The sequence below is a fragment of the Pirellulimonas nuda genome, from assembly GCF_007750855.1.
GTDB lineage: Bacteria > Planctomycetota > Planctomycetia > Pirellulales > Lacipirellulaceae > Pirellulimonas > Pirellulimonas nuda.
The window spans coordinates 1,573,996-1,591,581 of the sequence record NZ_CP036291.1; the positions used below are offsets into that span (position 1 = coordinate 1,573,996).

Consider the following 17,586-nt stretch of genomic DNA (forward strand, 5'->3'; position numbering starts at 1 on the left):
GAAACACGATGCGTGACCCAGACCCCACGCGCAGCCGGAGCGGTTTTACGCTCGTCGAGTTGCTGGTCGTAATCGCGATCATCGGAACCCTGGTGGCGCTGCTGCTGCCGGCGGTGCAATCGGCCCGCGAAGCGGCGCGGCGGATGAGCTGCGCCAATCAAGAGAAGAACCTAGCGCTGGCGTGCCTCAACTACCACGACGCGCAGGGGCACTTCCCGGAGAGCAACGGCTTCTACGGAACGTTTGATGGCCAGGAGGGGCGGGGACCGGCCTCGGGGTGGATCCTGAAGATCCTGCCGCAGATCGAAGAGGGGCCGCTCTACGATCGGTTCAAGGCGGGGGGGGCGTTCGAGGGAGTCTTCGTGCTGGGGCAGTGCCGGTCGCCTGCGCCGGGCAAGGGGCTTGCCTCACTAAAGGATGGAATCAGCGTGCCGGAGTTGCTGAAGACGCAGCTCGGCATCCTCCAGTGCCCGACCGATGAGTCGGTGCAGCAGCTCTCGGACCAGCAGTACGGGTTCCCAACCCCGTGCCAGGTAGCGACCAGCAGCTACAAGGGGGTCCTCGGCGACAGCGTGATCGGCGAAACCAACGGCACTACATTCACGAACGCCGCGTCGCAGTACCCGAGCGGCGACTACAGCAAACCGCCGCAGCCATTCACGACGCAGCACGATTGCCACCGCGACACGCGTTGCCGCGGGATGTTCTTCCGGCAGTCGTGGCGAGCGCCCGTTAAGATCTCAACCGTTACCGACGGGACGAGCAAGACTTTCCTTCTGGGAGAGGACGTCCCCGAGTACAACTACCACTCCGCCGCGTTCTATTCCGATGGCGATTGGTGCAGTTGCAACACGCCGCTGAATAACCTGATGAACCTGCCTGCTTCGACGGTCGACCCCGCGTTCTGGTGGGAGCAACGCGGCTTCCGCAGCCGCCATGCGGGCGGCGCCAACTTCGCGTCCGTCGATGGCTCGGTGCGGTTCGTTACCGAGGGCGTAGACAACGTGCTCTACCGCACCACGTGCACCCGGAACGGCGGCGAGCTGGTCAGCGAATCGTTCTAGAACGCTCGCTCGCGGCATCCACCCTAGAAACGGAGAACCATCGTGAACCGCCGAGAAAGAACGTTGCGGCCAGAACGGTACGCGGTGCTGTTCGTCTTGTCTGTCGCCTGCGCCGGGTGCAGCGAACGGACGGCGGCCGTGTCGGGAACGGTCAAGCTCGACAAGGCGCCGCTAGCGATCACCGAGGGGCAACGCGGGATGGTGGTGTTCCGTCCCGTGGCGGGGGGCGCCACCTGCACTAGCCTGATTGGGGCCGACGGCGGCTATCGCGTCGCTACCGGGGCGGCCAGCGGGGTCGTCCCCGGCGACTACATGGTGTCGGTCCGGGTGATTGAGCTGGTCCAGGGCGCGGAAGGAGAGGGGGCTAGCGGACGGCCGATCACCCCGGCGGTCTACTCCGACCCGCTGACTTCCGGCCTGCTGTACACGGTGCAGTCGGGGGCGAACCAGATCGACATCCCGCTAGAATCTTCCGCGGGGCCCGCCGTAATCCCATCGCCGCCCCAGGCAGATATCGACGACGCAACGCCTGCGGAAACGGCAGAACCAACCGATCACTCCGAAGCCCCATCCGGCGAGACCGAGGCGTCCAAGGAGGCAAGCGATGATGGTGGCAGTAAGAACGAAGTGCGTCCACAGGCCAAACCAGCAGAGACCAAGGAGCCGAGCGATGAGGTACAGTAGACGCGCGGCTTGCGCCTCAACCTGGCGACGCCCGCTTGCAGCGGCGTGCGTTCTTGTCGCCGCGGCGTCCAGCGTGGGTTGCGGCAGTGGGCTGGCCACTGTGACCGGGGCCGTGACCTTAGACGGCGCGCCGCTGGCGGGAGGGGGAGACACGCGGGCGATGGTCTACCTATACCCCGAGGGGGGGACCGGCGCCCCGGCCGTAGGCTTGTTGAACGAGGCAGGCGAGTACCAGATCTCCACAGGGACCCGCGACGGAGTAGAGCCGGGGGCCTACCTGGTCACCATCTCTGCGTCTCAACTCACCGGCAAGGATATCCCCGGCGCACCGCGATCTGCCGTACGGATCACCCCCCCCAAGTACGCCGATCCTAGGCAGTCTGGCCTGCGCGTAGACGTGGCTTCCGGCGCCAACAAGTACGACTTCGCTCTGGAGTCCGACCCAACCACTCGCCGCCGCAGGGCCTCATGACTAGTTTCTTGGCGTCAAAGGGTGTCCTGCGTCGCGGCCTCGTCTGGTCGGCGATCCTACCGATCGTTCTTACTACCGCGGATGCGAGTTGCCAGGGCCCGCAGTGGGATCTCGTTTGGGAGGACGATTTCAATTCCTTCGACCCCAATCGCTGGCAGGCGGTGACCAGCTACGCGCCAACGAACAACTCTCGCCACGCCTACCTGCCGTCGCAAGTCAGCATCGATAGCGGCGACCTCGTGATCACGTCCGAGAACATCCCGGCGGGCTCGCTGCCGTACCGCTCTGGCCTGGTGCGCACGGTGGCTTCGCAGCAATTCGGTCGGTGGGAGGTTCGCGCCAAGCTGCCGGTCACCACCGGCATGTGGCCCGCGATCTGGCTGCTGCCCGACACGTCGGCTCACCCGTGGCCCAGCGGCGGGGAGATCGACATCATGGAGAACCGCGGCAACCAGCCGACGCGAACCAGCAGCGCCTTCCACTACGGGACGAGCCAGCCCTACCGGCACGACTTTGTCTATGACGAGCAGCAAACGCCTACCCTGGCGGGCGCCTTGGTGCGTTACGACCAGGGTTACCACACCTACGCCGTCGATTGGACGCCAACCTACCTCCGCTTTTATGTAGACGGCGTCAACTACTACACCGTCTACGACGAGGATGTCGGCGGGTTCTTGTCGCAGAACGCCAAGCCAATGCAATTGATCCTGAACACGGCGGTCGGCGGCGACTTCCTCCCCAACCCGAACGCCTCGACCGTGTGGCCCCAGCAGTTCCGCATCGACTCGGTGCGGGTGTTTGAGGCGGCCGACCAGCCGGGCGCCATCGAACTCGGCAACCCCGGGTTTGAAGAGAACGATGGAAGCCTCGCCGGGTGGACCGTCTTCGGCAACGACCTGCCCGGCAACCCCAACGTCCGTGCGGCTAACGAGGCGGTGCGCACCGGCGCGGCGAGCCTGAAGCTGTTCGGATCCTATCGCGGGGGGCTGAGTCTATCGGGCGTCTCCCAGGGAATCACCGTTCAAGCCGGCGACGAAGTGACCGCAACGCTGCAAGCGCTGGTGCGCTCGGCGGACGCCCTGGCCGGGGGGAACCGTGTAGAGATGAAGATCGAGTTCTACAACGCTTTCGGCGCCAAGCACGGCGGCGCCGGGATGCTCGGCGAGCACCGGTTGGTGGTCGCCGACGCCGCCACGGGGCACGACGCTTGGTTGCCGCACACCCTGCAACTGATTGCGCCCGAGGGCGCCGCGGAGGCCCGGCTGGCGATCGTCTTCGAGCAGTCTGACTACGACGGCGGGGCCATCCACCTCGACGATATCCTGTTTGCGTCGCGTCCCGCCGTGCCCCTTGGCGACTACAACGGCGACGGGGCGGTCGATGCCGCCGACTACACGGTCTGGCGCGACGCGCTCGGACAAACAGGAGACAACCTAGCCGCCGATGGCGATCGCAGCGGCGCCGTCGACTCGCTGGACCTGAACGTTTGGCGCCAGCACTTCGCCGGCGCCGGCGGCGTCAGCGGACAAGCCGTGCCGTCGCCCAACTCGGGCGCGCTCGCGGGCGTCACGCTCCTGGTGGGTATCGGGGCCGCCTCAAAACAAACGCTCCAGCCGGCGCAGCATGATTGATCCCCGGCGTATCGACGGGCCCAATCATCGGCCGCTCGAGTCCCACGTAACCTACGAGTCCCAAGTAACCCCATTGAATGACTCCTTGATGGCCAACCAGCAGTACAACCGATCGCGTTCAGTCCGCCGCGTCCCCGGCCGGATGCGACGCACATGCCTGCCGGTGCTGGCGTGCCTCACGCTGGCCGTCACGCAGCCGCCGTATGTCGGGGCCGACGACAGCCGGGTCGTCGACTTCACTAGGTATGACGGCGAGGTCAACCCGTTGCTGCAACGCATGACGCTGGCCGAGAAGGTCGGCCAGATGACTCAAGCCGATCTGGGGGGCCTGAAGGACTTCCGCGACATCGCGACCTTGTCGCTTGGGTCGGTCCTCAGCGGCGGCGACGCCGATCCTGCCGAGGGGAACGCGCGGGAGGCCTGGGACGACACGTACCAACAGTGCCAGCGCCAGGCCATGGCGAGCCATCTCGGCGTCCCCATTCTCTACGGAGTCGACGCGGTTCATGGCCACAACAACGTCTTGGGAGGAGTGATCTTCCCGCACAACATCGGGCTCGGCTGCGCCAACGACCCGGACCTGGTAGAGCAGATCGCGCGGCTGACCGCGCTCGAGGTGCGCGCCACCGGCATCCAGTGGACCTTCGCGCCGTGCATCACCATCCCGCGCGACGACCGTTGGGGCCGCACGTACGAGGGCTATTCCGAAGACCCTCGCCGCGTCGCTGAGCTTGGCGCCGCGGCCGTGCGCGGCCTGCAAGGGGGCGACCTTCGCTCGCCCACGAGCGTGCTCGCTTGCGCCAAACACTTCGTGGGGGACGGCGGCACGTCGGCCCTGGTCGGCCCGTCGCGTTTCAGAAAGGGTCTCGGCCTCACCCTCGACCAGGGGGACACTCGTTGCGACGAAGCGACCCTGCGCAGGATCCACGTCGCCCCCTACCCGCCGTGCATCGCCGAGGGGGTAGGGACCATCATGCCGTCCTACAGCAGTTGGAACGGGGTGAAGTGCACGATGCATCACCCGCTGCTTACGGACCTTCTGAAGGAAGAGCTGGGGTTCGACGGCTTCTTGATCTCCGACTACGACGCCATCGATCAATGCCACTCGGACTACAAGACGGCGATCGGCCTGTCGATCAACGCGGGCATCGATATGGCGATGGTCTCGAAGCGCTACAAGCAGTACATCCGCTTGCTGACCGAGCTGGTCGAGGAAGGGACCGTCCCGATGGCTCGCATCGACGACGCGGTTCGCCGGATCCTCCGCGTCAAAGCATCGATGGGGCTGCTCGAAGCGGACTACTCTCCGCAGACCGATCCAGCGCTGGTCGCCGAGTTCGGCTCAAGCCAGCGGCGGTCCGTGGCGCGTGACGCGGTCCGCAAGTCGCTCGTTTTGATCAAGAACAACGGCGTCTTGCCGATCCGCGACAGCGTCCGCCACGTGCGTGTGGCCGGCGCCAAGGCAGACGACATGGGGGTCCAGTGCGGGGGGTGGACCATTGATTGGCAGGGACGCAAGGGCGAAGTCACGCCCGGTGGAACAACCCTCTTGCAGGGGGTTCGAGAAGTAGCCACCGGCGTAGAGGTGACCCACACCGTTGATGGCCGGGGCGTGGAGGGCGCCGAAGTCGTGATTGTCGTGGTCGGCGAGGCACCCTACGCCGAAGGCGTCGGGGACGACGCCGAATTGGGCCTTCCTCTGGAAGACCTCGCCCTCATCGCCGAGGCGCAGAAGTCGTCGGCGCCGATGGTGCTGGTCTTGCTGTCGGGGCGACCCATCGCGCTCGATGACGAGGTGATCGCTGGAGCCGACGCGATCGTCGCTGCTTGGCTACCCGGCACCGAGGGGGCAGGGGTTGCGGACATCCTCTTCGGGGCCGCGTCCCCCACGGGGACCCTGTCGTTTACTTGGCCACACTCTGCAGACCAGCACCCGATCAACGTCGGCGACGAGAAGTACCAACCCCGCTTTCCGTTTGGTCACGGCTTGAGATACCCCGCGCCCCGCTCCACTCAGAGAGAAGCCACAACGCCGATTCGCGAGTGAACGGCAGACTCGCGTACGCCGGTCGGATCTACTTCGTTCAGCACAGGGGCCGTCTCGCGCGAAGCCGGAGCGGCCCGCTGAACCGCGGTTCTTCTGCGGCCGGAGCACGTCACCCTGGCGGCGCCGGCGCCGCGGTGAACGCCCGCCAGCTCTCGGCCAACTCCCGCCGCAGCTGGCTGATCCGCCCCGCCGACACGCCGAACAACTCAGCGGCGCCCTGGGTCGTCTCCCCGTCGGCCAGCGTCTGGGCGAGACGCCGCTTCACCTCGGGCAGGTGGTCGAGCCAGTCGCGGAAGTCGACCCGGACCGCGGCGATCTCGGCCGGGGTGGCGTGGCGGTCCGCGATCAGCTCGGCCCAGCCCGCGGCTTCTTCTCGGCGATCCGAAGCGAGTGCATCGTGCTTAGCCCGGCTCGAACCAAGCTGCCTTCCATTCCGGCCCGCAAGGACCGCGTAGGCCGCCAGCGGCGTCGCGTACGCATCGGCTTCGCGTCCTTGTTCCGCCAGTCGGCAGTAGTTCACCGCCGCCTGTGCGACCGCTTCGCTGTAGGCGTCATCGAGGGCTTCGCCTTTCAGGCCACGCAGCAACCTCCGGACCTGCCGTTCGATACGCGGAAGCAGCTCCAGAAATCCTTCGTGCCACGTGGGCGTACAAGAGATCGCATTCATCGCGGGGACGTCCTTTGGGGAAAGGACCGCCCCCGCTGACCGAGAGCGGTCGTGGGGGAAACACAACCGCCCTTGTGGGGCGCTGAGAGCTCACGGGCGAGCCAGCGGCCGCGGACGCCGCCTTTGGCGGCTGGGGCGGCGTGGGGCTCGTGGGGACGCCAGAGGGGCGTCTGGAGAGGGCTAGTGGGGAAGAGACAGCCGTGCGACGGGTGCTGGACCGTCTCGGCGGGCTAATCCTTCCTCAAGTACTTATTACGCAAAAGCCGCGATTGTTTACTCCCGGCAGGACGTCGCTGTGCCCGGGCAGGCCGCAAACGGTCGATTCCGACAGGGCAATGGCCGCGGACGTGACGGTTGGGGCTCAGCCTGTCGATCGTGCACCCCCGGTTCGGGAGCTGCCGACGGGGGGAACCTGCCGCCCCAGAGGCCCAGAAGGGTAGGGCAGGTGGGACCCGGATTTGGGTCTCCAAAGAGCCAAACCGACGGCCTCGCGAGCCGATCGGGATAGCCACCTCCGGGTGGCCGTGGGATCCAAGTTGCGGCCGACCGCTACACCAACCGATACACAGATTGTATCACCATTTGTATCACGGATTGTATCACCGACAGTCGCCGCGATTCCCTCCCCGCGACAGAAAATCCGTAAAACAAAGCACCAAAAGCACTTGGGCCGAGTGGGCGGCAGAGGACTCGAACCTCTGACCTCCGCGGTGTGAACGCGGCGCTCTAACCAACTGAGCTAGCCGCCCGAGCGAGTCTTAGATTCTATCGATCCGCGGGGCGAGCGCCTAGGCTTTTGCGGCGTTCTCGTCCGCGTTGGCGTTTGGAACGCTGTCGGTCGGGTCTGCGGCGTCTGCTTTGGCGGTGTCTGCGGCAGCGGGGGGGACGAACGCGGGGGCGGGCGTTTCGTAGTGATCGGGCTGGTAGGTCATTTGGCGAGTGCTTGGCGAGTCTACGTCGTCGTAAACCACGTTCTTCATCTCACTCTCGAACCCGTGCATCCCCTTTTTGAACTCAGTCAGACTCTTGCCCGCAGACCGAGCGATTTCTGGCAGTTTGCTGCCGAACAACAGCACCGCGATGATGCCGACCACTAACATCTCACCGGGGCCGATCCCACCGGGGAGGAACGCGAGCGGAACCAGGACAGGATTCATGGCGAAACTATTTTCCGCGGGAGAGGCCTACAGGAACGCAGCGATCGGCGCTAAACGCCGTTACGGAGTGTCGCCGGCGTGCGTCTCGTCTTTCTTGCTTTCGATCTCTTTGACGCCCTTCTTGAACTCGATGATGCTTTGGCCTAGCGACCGCGCGACGCTCGGCAGGCGGTTGCCGAAGATCAGCAGCACGACCAACAACACTGCCAAGACTTGGAAAATGCCGGGGGCGAACATGGGTAGCCTGCAGGTTGGGTGGGCTCAGAGCGATCGCTCAGACAACAGAGCCCGCGGACGTGTGTTCAGTAACTATAAGTCTAGCCCCCGGCAAAAGGGAGTCAAACGGGGCCGGCGGGGTCGCTCGGTGGGGCCCGCTTGCGGCGGCGGGCAAAAGAAGGGGTCCTGGCTCCGCTCGACGCGTCGGCCGGCGGGTAGGTCCCCGACCGGGGAGACCTGAAGTTAGCACGCTCTTTACCGTACCAAACCGTCGCTAGGCCGGGCGGCGATCCAGGGGTCGGAGCGGTCGCCCGCGGGTTCGTAGCGGTAGTAGACTTCCAGGCACATCGTGGCCATTGCCGTGCTGTAGACACGACCGCCGTACCCCCCCCAGAGGGTGTTGGGGGGCCAACTTCCGGCCGTTCCGCCGTCTTGGACCTGGGTAGCGAGCACGGATTGCTGCATCCGCTGGTTCCAAACTTTCCAGGCTGATAGGGCCGCGTTGTCGGAGTTTCGCTGATGGTGGAGTGCGAGTGTGGCGTAGTACCAGTAGTAGAGGTTCGATTTGGCGGAGTCGCCGGGCAGCTCTCCCAACACCGCGGCGATGGCTTCGAGGTCTCGCATGTCGTCGCGCTTATCGCCGAGGATCTGTCGGCAGTAAAGCGCCTCGGCGGTCATCGACCGGCCGGGATCGCGCACGTCGGGCCGGTAGGCGGCCAGACCGCCGTTCTGCCCACGGGCGACCGAGCGGAGGAATCGCTCGATCCCTGTCCACGCAGTAGCGGGGACACGGACGCCGGCCAGCTCGGCGCTACGCAGGGCCATGATCACCCACCCCATCTGGCTGGTGTCTCCCGGGTCTCCCGGATTGTAACGCCACCCGCCGGTCGATCGGTTCTGCAGCGAGAGCAGGTGATCAACCGCGTGCTGGACACTCGTGGCGAGGCGGTCGTCATCGGTAAGTGCGAGCGCCTCCGCGAGCGCGAACGTCGCCATCGAGTGGCAGTAGGTGCGAGCGAAGGGGCGGGCGATGCCCGAGAGCGAACCGTGGTTGTCCTGGCTATTCAACAAGAACTCAAGCCCGCGGCGGACGTTGTCCGCATGGGCGCCTTCGCGATGGGTTTGGCCTGCGCCCATGAACGCCAGCAGCGCAAGCGCCGAGACGCCGGTGTCCCCATCGCCTCCGGCGCCGCCCCGGTTTTCGTTGTAGACCAACTCTTCACGTCCGGCGCCCCAGCGCGCCGCGTCCCAACGTCCGTCGGGCGACTGAGCGGCCGCGAGCCACGCCAACCCAGCCGCAACCGCATCCTCGGTCGCCTGGCTTCCGCCGGCGGCCACGACGCGCGCAAGCCGACCCTCGGCGCTGCGAGCCTCAAATGGCCGTGGCGTCTGCAGGGCTACGGGTTCTGGCCAGGGGTCTTGCCGTGGCGAGGGAACGATGGGGCGTTGGGGAGTCCAGTCGGACGCCTCTGGCGATTCTTGCGTGGGTAGATCGGCCGCGACTTGCTCCGCGGCCGGCTGTTGCTCAACGGTCTCAGTCGGCTGCTGGTCAAGGGCCGGCGCGTCCGCGACCTGAGGCTCGGTTGCCTGCGACTCCGCTGGCGGTGGGGGACTGCTCTCAGCAACGGCCATCAGCTCCGGTGGCGCCAGCTCTGGCAGCTTCTCGGCGATCGGCTCGAGCGGGTCTTCGATCGGCGCAGCGGGGTCTTCGCTAGGCGCCACGGGCGTTGCCGATTGGGGCTGCTCCGTGTCGTGCATCACGATAGTGAGCCTCACCGGCCCGCAATCGGGCTCACCGCGCGGCCCGGAGAGAACCGGAACACTGGTGGCGATACACAACAGCAGCACGTGGGCCACAAGCGACAGCATCGCATAGCGATGGGTGGGCCGGTCCTTTGCCCAACGCGTACGGAATATCAGGGCCCCGCTGACCGCCAGCACTGCCAGCAGCGCCCATAGGGCGAGCGAGAGGGGCGGCAGGTGGAATACGCGATAGAGCATCTCGGCCTCAGGCCAGGCGCTGGGTCTGGCCCCCCGGTGCTGGGGCTCTGTGGACCGGGCCAGCTAGGATGCGCCGTACCGGGCCTACTTCCGGTTTATCGGCCCGCCGGCCAGCTCGACCGTAACGCTAACGTCCGTGACCCCTGCTTCGCGACAGGCGGCCATCGCCGCGGCGACGTGCTGGAACGCTGCGCGGGCGTCGCCGTCGATGATCACGCCGACGTCTCCTGTCTGCTGAACCTTCGCCGTCAACGTCTGGCGGAGCGCCGCCAAGTCGACCTGCCCGCCGTCGAGCTGCATCCGCCCATCGGCGTCCAGCACTACATGATGCGGCGCGTCCCGTTGTGCGGGCTGCGACGAGGCGTCAACCCGCGGCAGCTTGACGTCAATCGACCGCTCTGCCTCGACAAACTTCGAGGCCACCATGAAGAAGATCAACAGCAAGAACACCACGTCGATCATCGACGTGAGGTTGAGCTGAAGCTCGTCTTGTTGCTGCATCTTCAGGGGCATGACGCGGAAACCACTGGGCGGCGACGGAAGGAGCAATCACAAAGGTCACGAAGTATCACAACGCCAGCAGAGATGGATGGAACAAGTGAAGAATGTGCATTTTCCACCGCGAGTCGAACAAGTCCATTACTTTCTACGTGGCGCTTCGTGCCGGTTGTGATTCGGCTTCTTGATTGTGGCTAGGCGGCTTTCTTGCGGCTGCCGCGGTTGTTCTGCTGGGCTTCGGCAGAGATGAGATTCACCAACTCTTGGCCCCGGCGGTCGATCTCCATCACCAAGCCGTCGACGCGGCCGACGAAGTAGAGGTAGGCAATCAGCGACGGGATCGCGATCGCCAAACCGCCTGCGGTGGTGACGAGTGCTTCGCTAATGCCGCCGGCAAGCATCTCGGGCCGGCCCATCGCAGACTCCCCTGCGATGGCGTCAAAGGCGGACATCATTCCCCAGACCGTTCCGAACAGGCCGAGAAGGGGACAGGTCTGCGCGACCCCGCTCAAGACGCGTAGGTTGCGTCGCAGTTGATTCGCGACTCGTTCCCCCTCGTCAAGCACCGCCTGTTCCACCTCGACCGCGGGTCGCCCCCAACGCCGGGCGCCCGCTTCCATCACGCGGGCGATCGGGCTGGCGTTCTCTTCGCACAGGTCGAGGGCGCCGTCCCGATCAAGGGCGCCGTCGCGGACCTGTGTCAGCAAGCATTTCACGAATGGCTGCGGCGTTACGCGGCCGCGGCGGAGCGTGACGAAGCGCTCCAGCACTACCACGAGCATCACGAACGAAGCCAGCACGATCGGCCACAGCAACGGGCCGCCGGCGATGATGATCTCTAGCAGGCTCCGCGAGGCGTGTTCGGTTTGTTCAGCGGCCAGCGGGATTGTGTTCGTCGCCATGGGGTCTCCGGGCGGGAGTTCGAGGCGCGAAAAAGGCCGGCCGCGTCCGCCGCGGCCGGCCTCGTCGTCGGATCGCGATCGGATGCCTAGAACTCAGAATTGCAACCCGTGTCGACATCGCCCACCATGTGGAGGTGGTTGTGGTCGATATAGACGACTTCCTGAGCCTCCTCGTCACGCAGCGTGTGCGGGATGGGCCATCCAACGCGGGTCACTTCTTCGAAGTAGATGGTGCACTTGTAGTGGGCGTGGTGCTGTTGGGCCGGGCCGATCAGCGGGTAGACCCGCACCGGATCGACATAGTCCGAGATCTTGCAGACCGTAATACGCACGTCGTTGCGGTTGCGTTCCCAGAGCAACGGCACGCCGCCCTGGACGGGGCGGGCCTTCTCGAGGGCACGCATGACCTCGTCGTCGCTCGGTGGGTCGAGGGCGATTGGGGGGCCGCCGGAAGTGATCGGGCCAAGGATCGGCACACGGTCGTAGCGTTCCTTGTTCCAGAACTTGTCTTCCGCGTCCTTCTGGAAGAAGGGGCTCACCGGGATCGGGATGGAAAAGATGCCGATGCTCGGTCCCATCTCGGCGAAGATCGTGTAGCAGCCTGTCGAGCTGCATACCACGAGGGCCAGCGCCAAGGCGGAGAATACCGTCAAAGGCCGACAGGGTGCGTGCTTGCGTGCCATTCACCAACCCCAGATTCTAGAGAGTCGCAGTAGCCGAGCGGGGCAGGGCGCGAGTGCCGCACCGCCGCGGGCGGATGTTTTCCTGTAACTAGTTATCGTGAGAGCCTGGGCAAGACTTGCGGATTTTTCCGATTGTGCGGAAAGAATCGATGTGCTCGCTGCCAAGGGTGCCTACTACGCTTGCACTGCCGGCGCGGCGTCGATGACGCGTGCCAAAACAGCTCCCACCAAATAAAGCCAGCCCGGCGTCTTGCGACGCCGGGCTGGTCCCTCCCAATATCCTATGTCCGCCGTTCCCTCGGCCGCCGGCCTGGCCTAGTGGGCCTTGCCGTGGCTGAAGTCGAGGTACCACCATCCGTCGTCCCATTCGAGTTCCACCTTACGCCATCCCAACGGGACCTGCGGGTAGGGATAGAACGGGCCGATGTAGGGCCACGCCGTGGGTGAATATTGCTTCGGGTAGGAGAGCGCGGCGTAGTTGCCCTGGGCCGCGTAGCTGGGCCACGCGTAGCCCGGCATCTGCGGGTTTTCGTAGCCGCCACCACCGCCTCCGGCGGCATAACCCTGTGGCGCTCCGCCGGCGTACCCACCGTCCATACAGGCCTGAGCCTGCTGAACTCCGCCCCCGTTCGGGGCGGTGCGCGCCATCGGCATGGGCATGGTCCGACGGGCCATCTGTTGCGGCCGAGGCATGGCCTGGCGCGACATCTGGTGGGGCATCGGCATCTGCGCCGATTGCTGCATCGGAACCCGTTGCAGCTGCGGCGGCTGCTGCATCGCCATCGGCTGCGCGGGCTGTTCGAGCGACGCCTGCCTCGCTGGCGTCGACGCCTGACGGTCATCGCCCAAGGAAAGCAGCAGTGATCCGCTCTCCTCGGTCGGTTGCGACAGGTTGCGACCCGAGTCGGCCGCGGTCTTGGCCACCGGGTTCTCGGCGCCCACGATCTCCAGCTTGCTAATCACCTTGTCGACGCCCGAAACCCGTTGGGCAAGCGCCACGGCCTTGTTGGCCTGGTCTTGGCTGGTGACGGTCCCCAGCAGCCAGGCGACCCCATCCTGGTACTTCACCCCCACGTTGTACTGCGTGAGTTGTCCGCTCTGTTTCAGTTCGCCGGCGATCGACCGAGCCACGGCCTGTTCGTCCGCGGAGCCTGCGCTCGCGGGCATGGGCCAAGCCAGGGCTGTTAGCGCGATCGCGGCTATCCAGTGTCGTGTCTGCATCTCCCCCCCTCCGGAATTGGATGGCGATCGCTAACCCTGCCGCTCTGGCCGAGGTTCTACGCGGGTCGCCTGCGAGCTAGCCTGAATGGACTGGGAGCGTCGCACCCGCGGCCCGCACCGAGGCGGGTCGCGCAGCAATCGCTCCGCTGTTCCAATTCGGCCATCTCGGGGGCCGGAGGGGAGTTTTTTTCCGGTTTTAGGGGTCAATCCGGAATTGACGGCCTAAGCGATGTCGTTCGAGGCGAATCTTGCTAGCACGGGGTCGACCGAGTCGTCCGCGTGGTGGTAGACCGCTGCGATCAGCATCACTCCGAGCGTGGCGCCTGAGAAAACCCAGCGGAACGCGTCGACAAAGAAGCTGCAGATCGTCAGCCAAGCGATCGCCAACAGGCATACCGCGAAGAACGACAGCACCACGGATTCCAAGTGCTGGCTCAAGCGTAGCCGCATGGCCCAGGCCGCGAGGCAGCCGAGCCCGTGCACCACCGCCCACGCGAATACCTGTGAGACGTGAAGGCTATCCATGCCTGTTCCTTAGATCCGGGCGGCTCGATGGGGGGGAGCCGCCTTCCTGGCGTGCTCCAAGTGGGGAGGCCAGATCGTAGCGTGCAACGCGTCAGGCACGAATGCCATTCCTGAGAATTCGATCGATCTCTCGACACCGGGCCGTCGGCGGCACGCCCATTGCATATCCGTACACCTAGGCCCGCGCCCACAGTGCGCCCGGGCCAGACTAGCGCTCTGCGCCACCGGTAGATCCCCGCCAAGGGGTACGACCGGCGTAGCTGTGCTGCGTCTGTAACACTCCCGCCAGCCGATGGCGGCACACATACGAATAAATCGGGGCAGACCGCGTCGCCGCACGCCTGTGCGGCCCCGTGGCGAGGTGTAGCACGCTGCGATATGAGCCGGGCCGTTGCGCGAGGGCGGCTGCGCCAAACGCGGGCGGTGCATGGCGGGCATGCTCCGTCAGTTTCACTATTTTGGTGAAACGGCCCACCAAGTTAGTGAAGGCGACGTAACCGCTAAGTGCGAGCCGACTTCCGACTCTCAATCACAGGCCCGCTTGAGTGCTTCGGCCCAATCTGTCCCGGGTTAGATCGCGTGAACCCCTGAAAAAACCAGTCGATCCGCATGGAAGCGATTGGTTCCCCGCTTCGGTGAACTAAGCCGAGCCCGACGCGCCGGCTGCGTGGTTCAGCGACGCGAAATCTTGCCGCTTCTCGTCGGAAATCTGAGGCGGAAAACGCGATTGCTCGCCTTAAGGCCGCCGGCGCCGGGGTTCGGCATAGGCGTTGCTTAGTGGTGTCTTGCGACGCGCTCGGGCACTCCGCCCGGGGCTTCGCCCATGAGGCTTAGCTACTGCTTAGAACCACCAGTCAACGGAACGGGGCACACGATGATCGACTATTCGAATACCGATTTCTCTTACGAGGCCGACCGCGCAGGGTTCCGCAACGAGCGGGAAGAACCCAGCCGCACCAGCTACTCGCGTAGCCGCGCCACCTCCAGCGCCCGGCGGACGCCGCGGCGACGCAGCCCCAAGTCGCCGGGTTGCGGCATCGGCGCTCGCCGCAATCGTCGTTGGGCCTGGTAGCCGCCCGCGGGCGCTCAGCGGATCAGGCGACGGATCTCTGTCTCCAGCTCGGCGACGTGCAGGTTGCGGTTCACTACCTGCCCCTTCTCGTCGAGCATGATCATCAGCGGCAGCGTCATCACGCCCATCTCGTTGGCCAGGCGGCCATCGAGGCCCCCCTCGTCGTAGACCTGCGTCCACGGGAGGCGGTTGGTGGCAAGGTAGGCTTTGGCGTCGGCGACCGAGGCGTCCAGGTTCACGCCGACAATCGTCAGGGTGCGGCCGTTCTTTGCGTACAACTCTTTGAGCTGCGCCATGTCGCTCTTACAGGGTTCGCACCAGGTCGCCCAGTAGTGGATGAGCACGTGCTTGCCCGCGAGTTGCTTCAGGTCGAAGGCGCCGCCGTCGATCTTCTGGGCGCGTAGCTCAATGGGTTTGCCGACGGACGACAGCCGCCGGATCGCGCCGGACGCTTTCCGCCCACGCGTGGTGTCCGGGAATTGCTTGGCCAGGCGTGCGTACCAATCTTGGGCCTGCTCGGTTTCCCCGGCAAACTCCGCGGCCATGCCGAGCTGAAGCAGCGCCTCGGCAGACTCCTGATCGTCCGGGTGCTTCTTCACGAACTGCTCTAACTGGTCCAGCCACGCCCGCTGCACCTTGGGGTAGTCTTCTTTCGGGTCCTGCGACAGCAGCCCGTACTCGGCCCAGATCCGCTGGAACCGCACGTGCGCGACAAGCGAATCCGCGACCCCTTCCGCCTCGGTCTTCCTGATCAATGCGTCGAGAGATTGGAGGGAGGCTTTGTTCGAGTTCTCTAGCACGTCGGCCGCGAGCGTGTCGGCAAGCTGCTGGATCCACTGCTCCTTGAGGCCGCTAGAGCTGGCGTCCGCCAACTGACGCAGCAGGTCGATACGCTTGCCCGCCGCGGCCCCGGGCGATCCGGCGGACTGCCGATCGAGCTTCTCGAGCTCGGTCATCAACTGCTGCATCTTCTCGCTGGGGCGCTCGCCGCCGGCGGTCGGGGCGATGCCGGGCATCATGAACAACGCCAGCGGGTCTTGCGAGTTCGAGCCGAGTTTCGGACCCGTGATCACGCGCCAGCCGTCGCCCACCTGCACCAGCGGGCCGAGCTGTACTTGCTCCGTTTCGCCGCCGATTTCTACCAACGCGGTGGCGCCTTCGCAGAAGGTGGCGTCAGCCGTTGCGCCGTCGACGCCCCCAGGGATCACACCGGGCCGCACCGATCCAAAGTCGATAAATCGCGTGCCGGCCGTCAGCTTCCCGCCGGCGGCGGTCTCCTGAAAACCCTTGGCGGCCGAGCCGGTGGCGGCCGCAACCTCGCCCGCTACCGAGCCTCCCAACCCAAGCCCCTTGAGCTCGGCGGGACTCAGCAGCACCCGGGCGAACGCCGCCGAATCGCGTGAACGCAGCGCGGCGACAACCTCCTCGGCGACCTCGTAGGCCGAGATCGCCCGCCAAGAATCGACGCGGCCATCCTCGTTCTCGTCGATCCCCCAGCGGGTGCCGGCGGTGCCGAGCCAGCGGTATTGGTCCGCCTTGTTGTCGAAGTCGGAGTCGATGTCGCGGTACACCTCAACGCCGTCGCGGTAGTACGACCACACGTCCACCACGTTGTCGCCGTTGGTGTCTGCAAAGCGCCGCAGGTTGCGGCCCTGGCCGTCTCGCACCACCCAGGCGGTGATGCCGCCCGATTTCTCTGGGGCGATCGTGCAGGCCGCGATATCGGCCTTGGCGGGGGTCGTGAAGTCGATGCCGGGCTGAATCGGCGTCAACGCGAGCGCCTGTTCCGCGGTCGGCGACTTCGCAGTCGAAACGCCCGCAAAAAGGGAGGCAGCAATGGCAAGAAGGGCGAATCGCATGGAAAGGTCTCTCCACAGCAATAGGGGCGACAGTGCGGCCGGCAGCGGAAAAGCAATCCTGGCCGGGCTCGGGCGGCGGATTATTCCGATTCCGGCGATCGGCGTACAGAGCGATCGTGCCGGGAGGGGGGCCGGCGGGCGTTTGACAGCAAACCGTGGCGACCTACAATACTCGATCCGTAAGAGAATCGTCCCAGCGGGGCGACCTGCGGGCGCGTAGCTCAGTTGGTTAGAGCGCAGCCCTGATAAGGCTGAGGTCCCAGATTCGAGTTCTGGCGCGCCCACTGCTTCTAAGTCGTGTTGAGTCATGACCTTGTGATCCCTGCCGGCGGATGGTTTTCGCTGTCGGCGGATGGTGATCCCCGGCGGCGGCCGGGTTTCTTCTCCAGGCGCACGGCCGCCACGGCCGCCACGGCCGCAGCTATCTGTACCCGCTGATTGGTCCGCCCGGCGGGCGGCGTCGGTCGCCCATGAGTCGACGCGCCGACCCCCCCGACGCCCCACTGCCAGTGGCCCTCCACCGGCCCCTCCCGAGTTTTGTCCCTTTTGTCCGGTCGCCGGGGGGAGCAAAATCGGACAAAACCCCCACCACCGCCGGGTTTTCCCCGGGATTCTCTCGCCCCCGTTGCCGCGGCGAGCGCTGCTGCGACGCTTTTCCCGGCCCATCGGGCTCGCGTGGTGGACAAAACCCCCATCAATCGGACACCCCCCATCGGTAGCGGACCTCACTAGCTGGCTCGCGCGGTTTACGGCCCGCGCCGGGCGATTTCCAGCCCCGTTTGCCGCGGCATGGGGCGACTAGCCTGCCGCCAGCGGACACCTCGGGGACAAAAGTCCGCGTACTTTGTCTGGTGCGGCGATCCGCGCGCACCACAGCCCTCAGGCAA

The 17,586-nt window shown here is 65.8% G+C and carries 16 protein-coding genes and 2 tRNA genes; 7 read left to right on the top strand and 11 right to left on the bottom strand.

The features are described from left to right. The first annotated feature begins 8 nt into the window (after window positions 1–8). The 5 genes from Pla175_RS06630 (at window position 9) to Pla175_RS06650 (ending at window position 5,898) form a co-directional block, all read left to right on the top strand. Entirely contained in the window at window positions 9–1,064 is a 1,056-nt protein-coding gene (locus tag Pla175_RS06630) for a DUF1559 domain-containing protein (protein WP_145282382.1), read from the top strand. A gap of 63 nt (window positions 1,065–1,127) precedes the next feature. Continuing rightward, window positions 1,128–1,748 (top strand): hypothetical protein, encoded by a 621-nt coding sequence (locus tag Pla175_RS06635; protein ID WP_145282385.1) that lies wholly within the window; start codon window positions 1,128–1,130, stop codon window positions 1,746–1,748. Further along, window positions 1,735–2,220 carry a hypothetical protein gene (locus Pla175_RS06640; protein WP_145282387.1) on the top strand — a complete coding sequence of 162 codons (486 nt, stop codon included), beginning with the start codon at window positions 1,735–1,737 and terminating at the stop codon, window positions 2,218–2,220. Before Pla175_RS06635 ends, Pla175_RS06640 begins: the two co-directional genes overlap by 14 nt. After that, the gene (locus tag Pla175_RS06645) at window positions 2,217–3,851 is read left to right on the top strand and encodes a family 16 glycosylhydrolase (protein WP_145282390.1); all 1,635 of its coding nucleotides are present in this window, start codon (window positions 2,217–2,219) and stop codon (window positions 3,849–3,851) included. Before Pla175_RS06640 ends, Pla175_RS06645 begins: the two co-directional genes overlap by 4 nt. Further along, window positions 3,844–5,898 carry a glycoside hydrolase family 3 protein gene (locus tag Pla175_RS06650; RefSeq protein WP_197527313.1) on the top strand — a complete coding sequence of 685 codons (2,055 nt, stop codon included), beginning with the start codon at window positions 3,844–3,846 and terminating at the stop codon, window positions 5,896–5,898. The genes Pla175_RS06645 and Pla175_RS06650 overlap by 8 nt, the downstream gene beginning before the upstream one ends. Window positions 5,899–6,007: 109 nt before the next feature. Here Pla175_RS06650 and Pla175_RS06655 read toward each other — a convergent pair whose 3' ends face one another. The 10 genes from Pla175_RS06655 to Pla175_RS06700 form a co-directional block, all read right to left on the bottom strand. Beyond that, a complete protein-coding gene (locus tag Pla175_RS06655; RefSeq protein ID WP_145282392.1) occupies window positions 6,008–6,565 on the bottom strand; it encodes a hypothetical protein in 558 nt (185 codons plus the stop codon). A gap of 675 nt (window positions 6,566–7,240) precedes the next feature. Next, window positions 7,241–7,314, bottom strand: a tRNA-Val gene (locus Pla175_RS06660). Window positions 7,315–7,353: 39 nt separating this feature from the next. Beyond that, complete coding sequence (locus Pla175_RS06665; protein WP_145282395.1) at window positions 7,354–7,722, bottom strand: Sec-independent protein translocase subunit TatA/TatB; 369 nt, start codon at window positions 7,720–7,722, stop codon at window positions 7,354–7,356. Between the two features lie 60 nt (window positions 7,723–7,782). Further along, window positions 7,783–7,959, bottom strand: coding sequence for a Sec-independent protein translocase subunit TatA/TatB (locus tag Pla175_RS06670; protein WP_145282397.1), 177 nt, complete (start codon window positions 7,957–7,959; stop codon window positions 7,783–7,785). Between the two features lie 234 nt (window positions 7,960–8,193). Beyond that, complete coding sequence (locus tag Pla175_RS06675) at window positions 8,194–9,939, bottom strand: prenyltransferase/squalene oxidase repeat-containing protein (protein WP_145282399.1); 1,746 nt, start codon at window positions 9,937–9,939, stop codon at window positions 8,194–8,196. A gap of 84 nt (window positions 9,940–10,023) precedes the next feature. Then, complete coding sequence (locus Pla175_RS06680) at window positions 10,024–10,452, bottom strand: ExbD/TolR family protein (RefSeq protein ID WP_145282402.1); 429 nt, start codon at window positions 10,450–10,452, stop codon at window positions 10,024–10,026. A gap of 179 nt (window positions 10,453–10,631) precedes the next feature. Further along, complete coding sequence (locus Pla175_RS06685) at window positions 10,632–11,339, bottom strand: MotA/TolQ/ExbB proton channel family protein (RefSeq protein ID WP_145282404.1); 708 nt, start codon at window positions 11,337–11,339, stop codon at window positions 10,632–10,634. An 86-nt stretch (window positions 11,340–11,425) separates the two neighbouring features. Beyond that, window positions 11,426–11,974, bottom strand: coding sequence for a hypothetical protein (locus Pla175_RS06690; protein ID WP_231954229.1), 549 nt, complete (start codon window positions 11,972–11,974; stop codon window positions 11,426–11,428). 363 nt (window positions 11,975–12,337) lie between these two features. Beyond that, window positions 12,338–13,189: a BON domain-containing protein gene (locus Pla175_RS06695; protein ID WP_197527314.1), complete on the bottom strand. Its 852-nt coding sequence runs from the start codon at window positions 13,187–13,189 to the stop codon at window positions 12,338–12,340. Between the two features lie 276 nt (window positions 13,190–13,465). Continuing rightward, window positions 13,466–13,768, bottom strand: coding sequence for a hypothetical protein (locus tag Pla175_RS06700; RefSeq protein WP_145282410.1), 303 nt, complete (start codon window positions 13,766–13,768; stop codon window positions 13,466–13,468). Window positions 13,769–14,642: 874 nt separating this feature from the next. Between Pla175_RS06700 and Pla175_RS06705 the strand changes: the two genes are divergently transcribed. Continuing rightward, complete coding sequence (locus tag Pla175_RS06705) at window positions 14,643–14,840, top strand: hypothetical protein (protein ID WP_145282412.1); 198 nt, start codon at window positions 14,643–14,645, stop codon at window positions 14,838–14,840. A gap of 14 nt (window positions 14,841–14,854) precedes the next feature. Here Pla175_RS06705 and Pla175_RS06710 read toward each other — a convergent pair whose 3' ends face one another. Then, window positions 14,855–16,699, bottom strand: coding sequence for a thioredoxin-like domain-containing protein (locus Pla175_RS06710; protein WP_145282414.1), 1,845 nt, complete (start codon window positions 16,697–16,699; stop codon window positions 14,855–14,857). 210 nt (window positions 16,700–16,909) lie between these two features. Here Pla175_RS06710 and Pla175_RS06715 point away from each other — a divergent pair. Beyond that, window positions 16,910–16,983, top strand: a tRNA-Ile gene (locus tag Pla175_RS06715). Window positions 16,984–17,586: the final 603 nt, after the last annotated feature.

Bases quoted from the DNA above. Each gene is read 5' to 3' on its own strand.
- Pla175_RS06645 (WP_145282390.1), top strand. From the start codon at position 2,217: ATGACTAGTTTCTTGGCGTCAAAGGGTGTCCTGCGTCGCGGCCTCGTC.
- Pla175_RS06630 (WP_145282382.1), top strand. From the start codon at position 9: ATGCGTGACCCAGACCCCACGCGCAGCCGGAGCGGTTTTACGCTCGTC.
- Pla175_RS06710 (WP_145282414.1), bottom strand. From the start codon at position 16,699: ATGCGATTCGCCCTTCTTGCCATTGCTGCCTCCCTTTTTGCGGGCGTT.
- Pla175_RS06640 (WP_145282387.1), top strand. From the start codon at position 1,735: ATGAGGTACAGTAGACGCGCGGCTTGCGCCTCAACCTGGCGACGCCCG.
- Pla175_RS06705 (WP_145282412.1), top strand. From the start codon at position 14,643: ATGATCGACTATTCGAATACCGATTTCTCTTACGAGGCCGACCGCGCA.
- Pla175_RS06675 (WP_145282399.1), bottom strand. From the start codon at position 9,939: ATGCTCTATCGCGTATTCCACCTGCCGCCCCTCTCGCTCGCCCTATGG.
- Pla175_RS06695 (WP_197527314.1), bottom strand. From the start codon at position 13,189: ATGCCCGCGAGCGCAGGCTCCGCGGACGAACAGGCCGTGGCTCGGTCG.
- Pla175_RS06650 (WP_197527313.1), top strand. From the start codon at position 3,844: ATGATTGATCCCCGGCGTATCGACGGGCCCAATCATCGGCCGCTCGAG.
- Pla175_RS06665 (WP_145282395.1), bottom strand. From the start codon at position 7,722: ATGAATCCTGTCCTGGTTCCGCTCGCGTTCCTCCCCGGTGGGATCGGC.
- Pla175_RS06670 (WP_145282397.1), bottom strand. From the start codon at position 7,959: ATGTTCGCCCCCGGCATTTTCCAAGTCTTGGCAGTGTTGTTGGTCGTG.
- Pla175_RS06685 (WP_145282404.1), bottom strand. From the start codon at position 11,339: ATGGCGACGAACACAATCCCGCTGGCCGCTGAACAAACCGAACACGCC.
- Pla175_RS06655 (WP_145282392.1), bottom strand. From the start codon at position 6,565: ATGAATGCGATCTCTTGTACGCCCACGTGGCACGAAGGATTTCTGGAG.
- Pla175_RS06700 (WP_145282410.1), bottom strand. From the start codon at position 13,768: ATGGATAGCCTTCACGTCTCACAGGTATTCGCGTGGGCGGTGGTGCAC.
- Pla175_RS06680 (WP_145282402.1), bottom strand. From the start codon at position 10,452: ATGCCCCTGAAGATGCAGCAACAAGACGAGCTTCAGCTCAACCTCACG.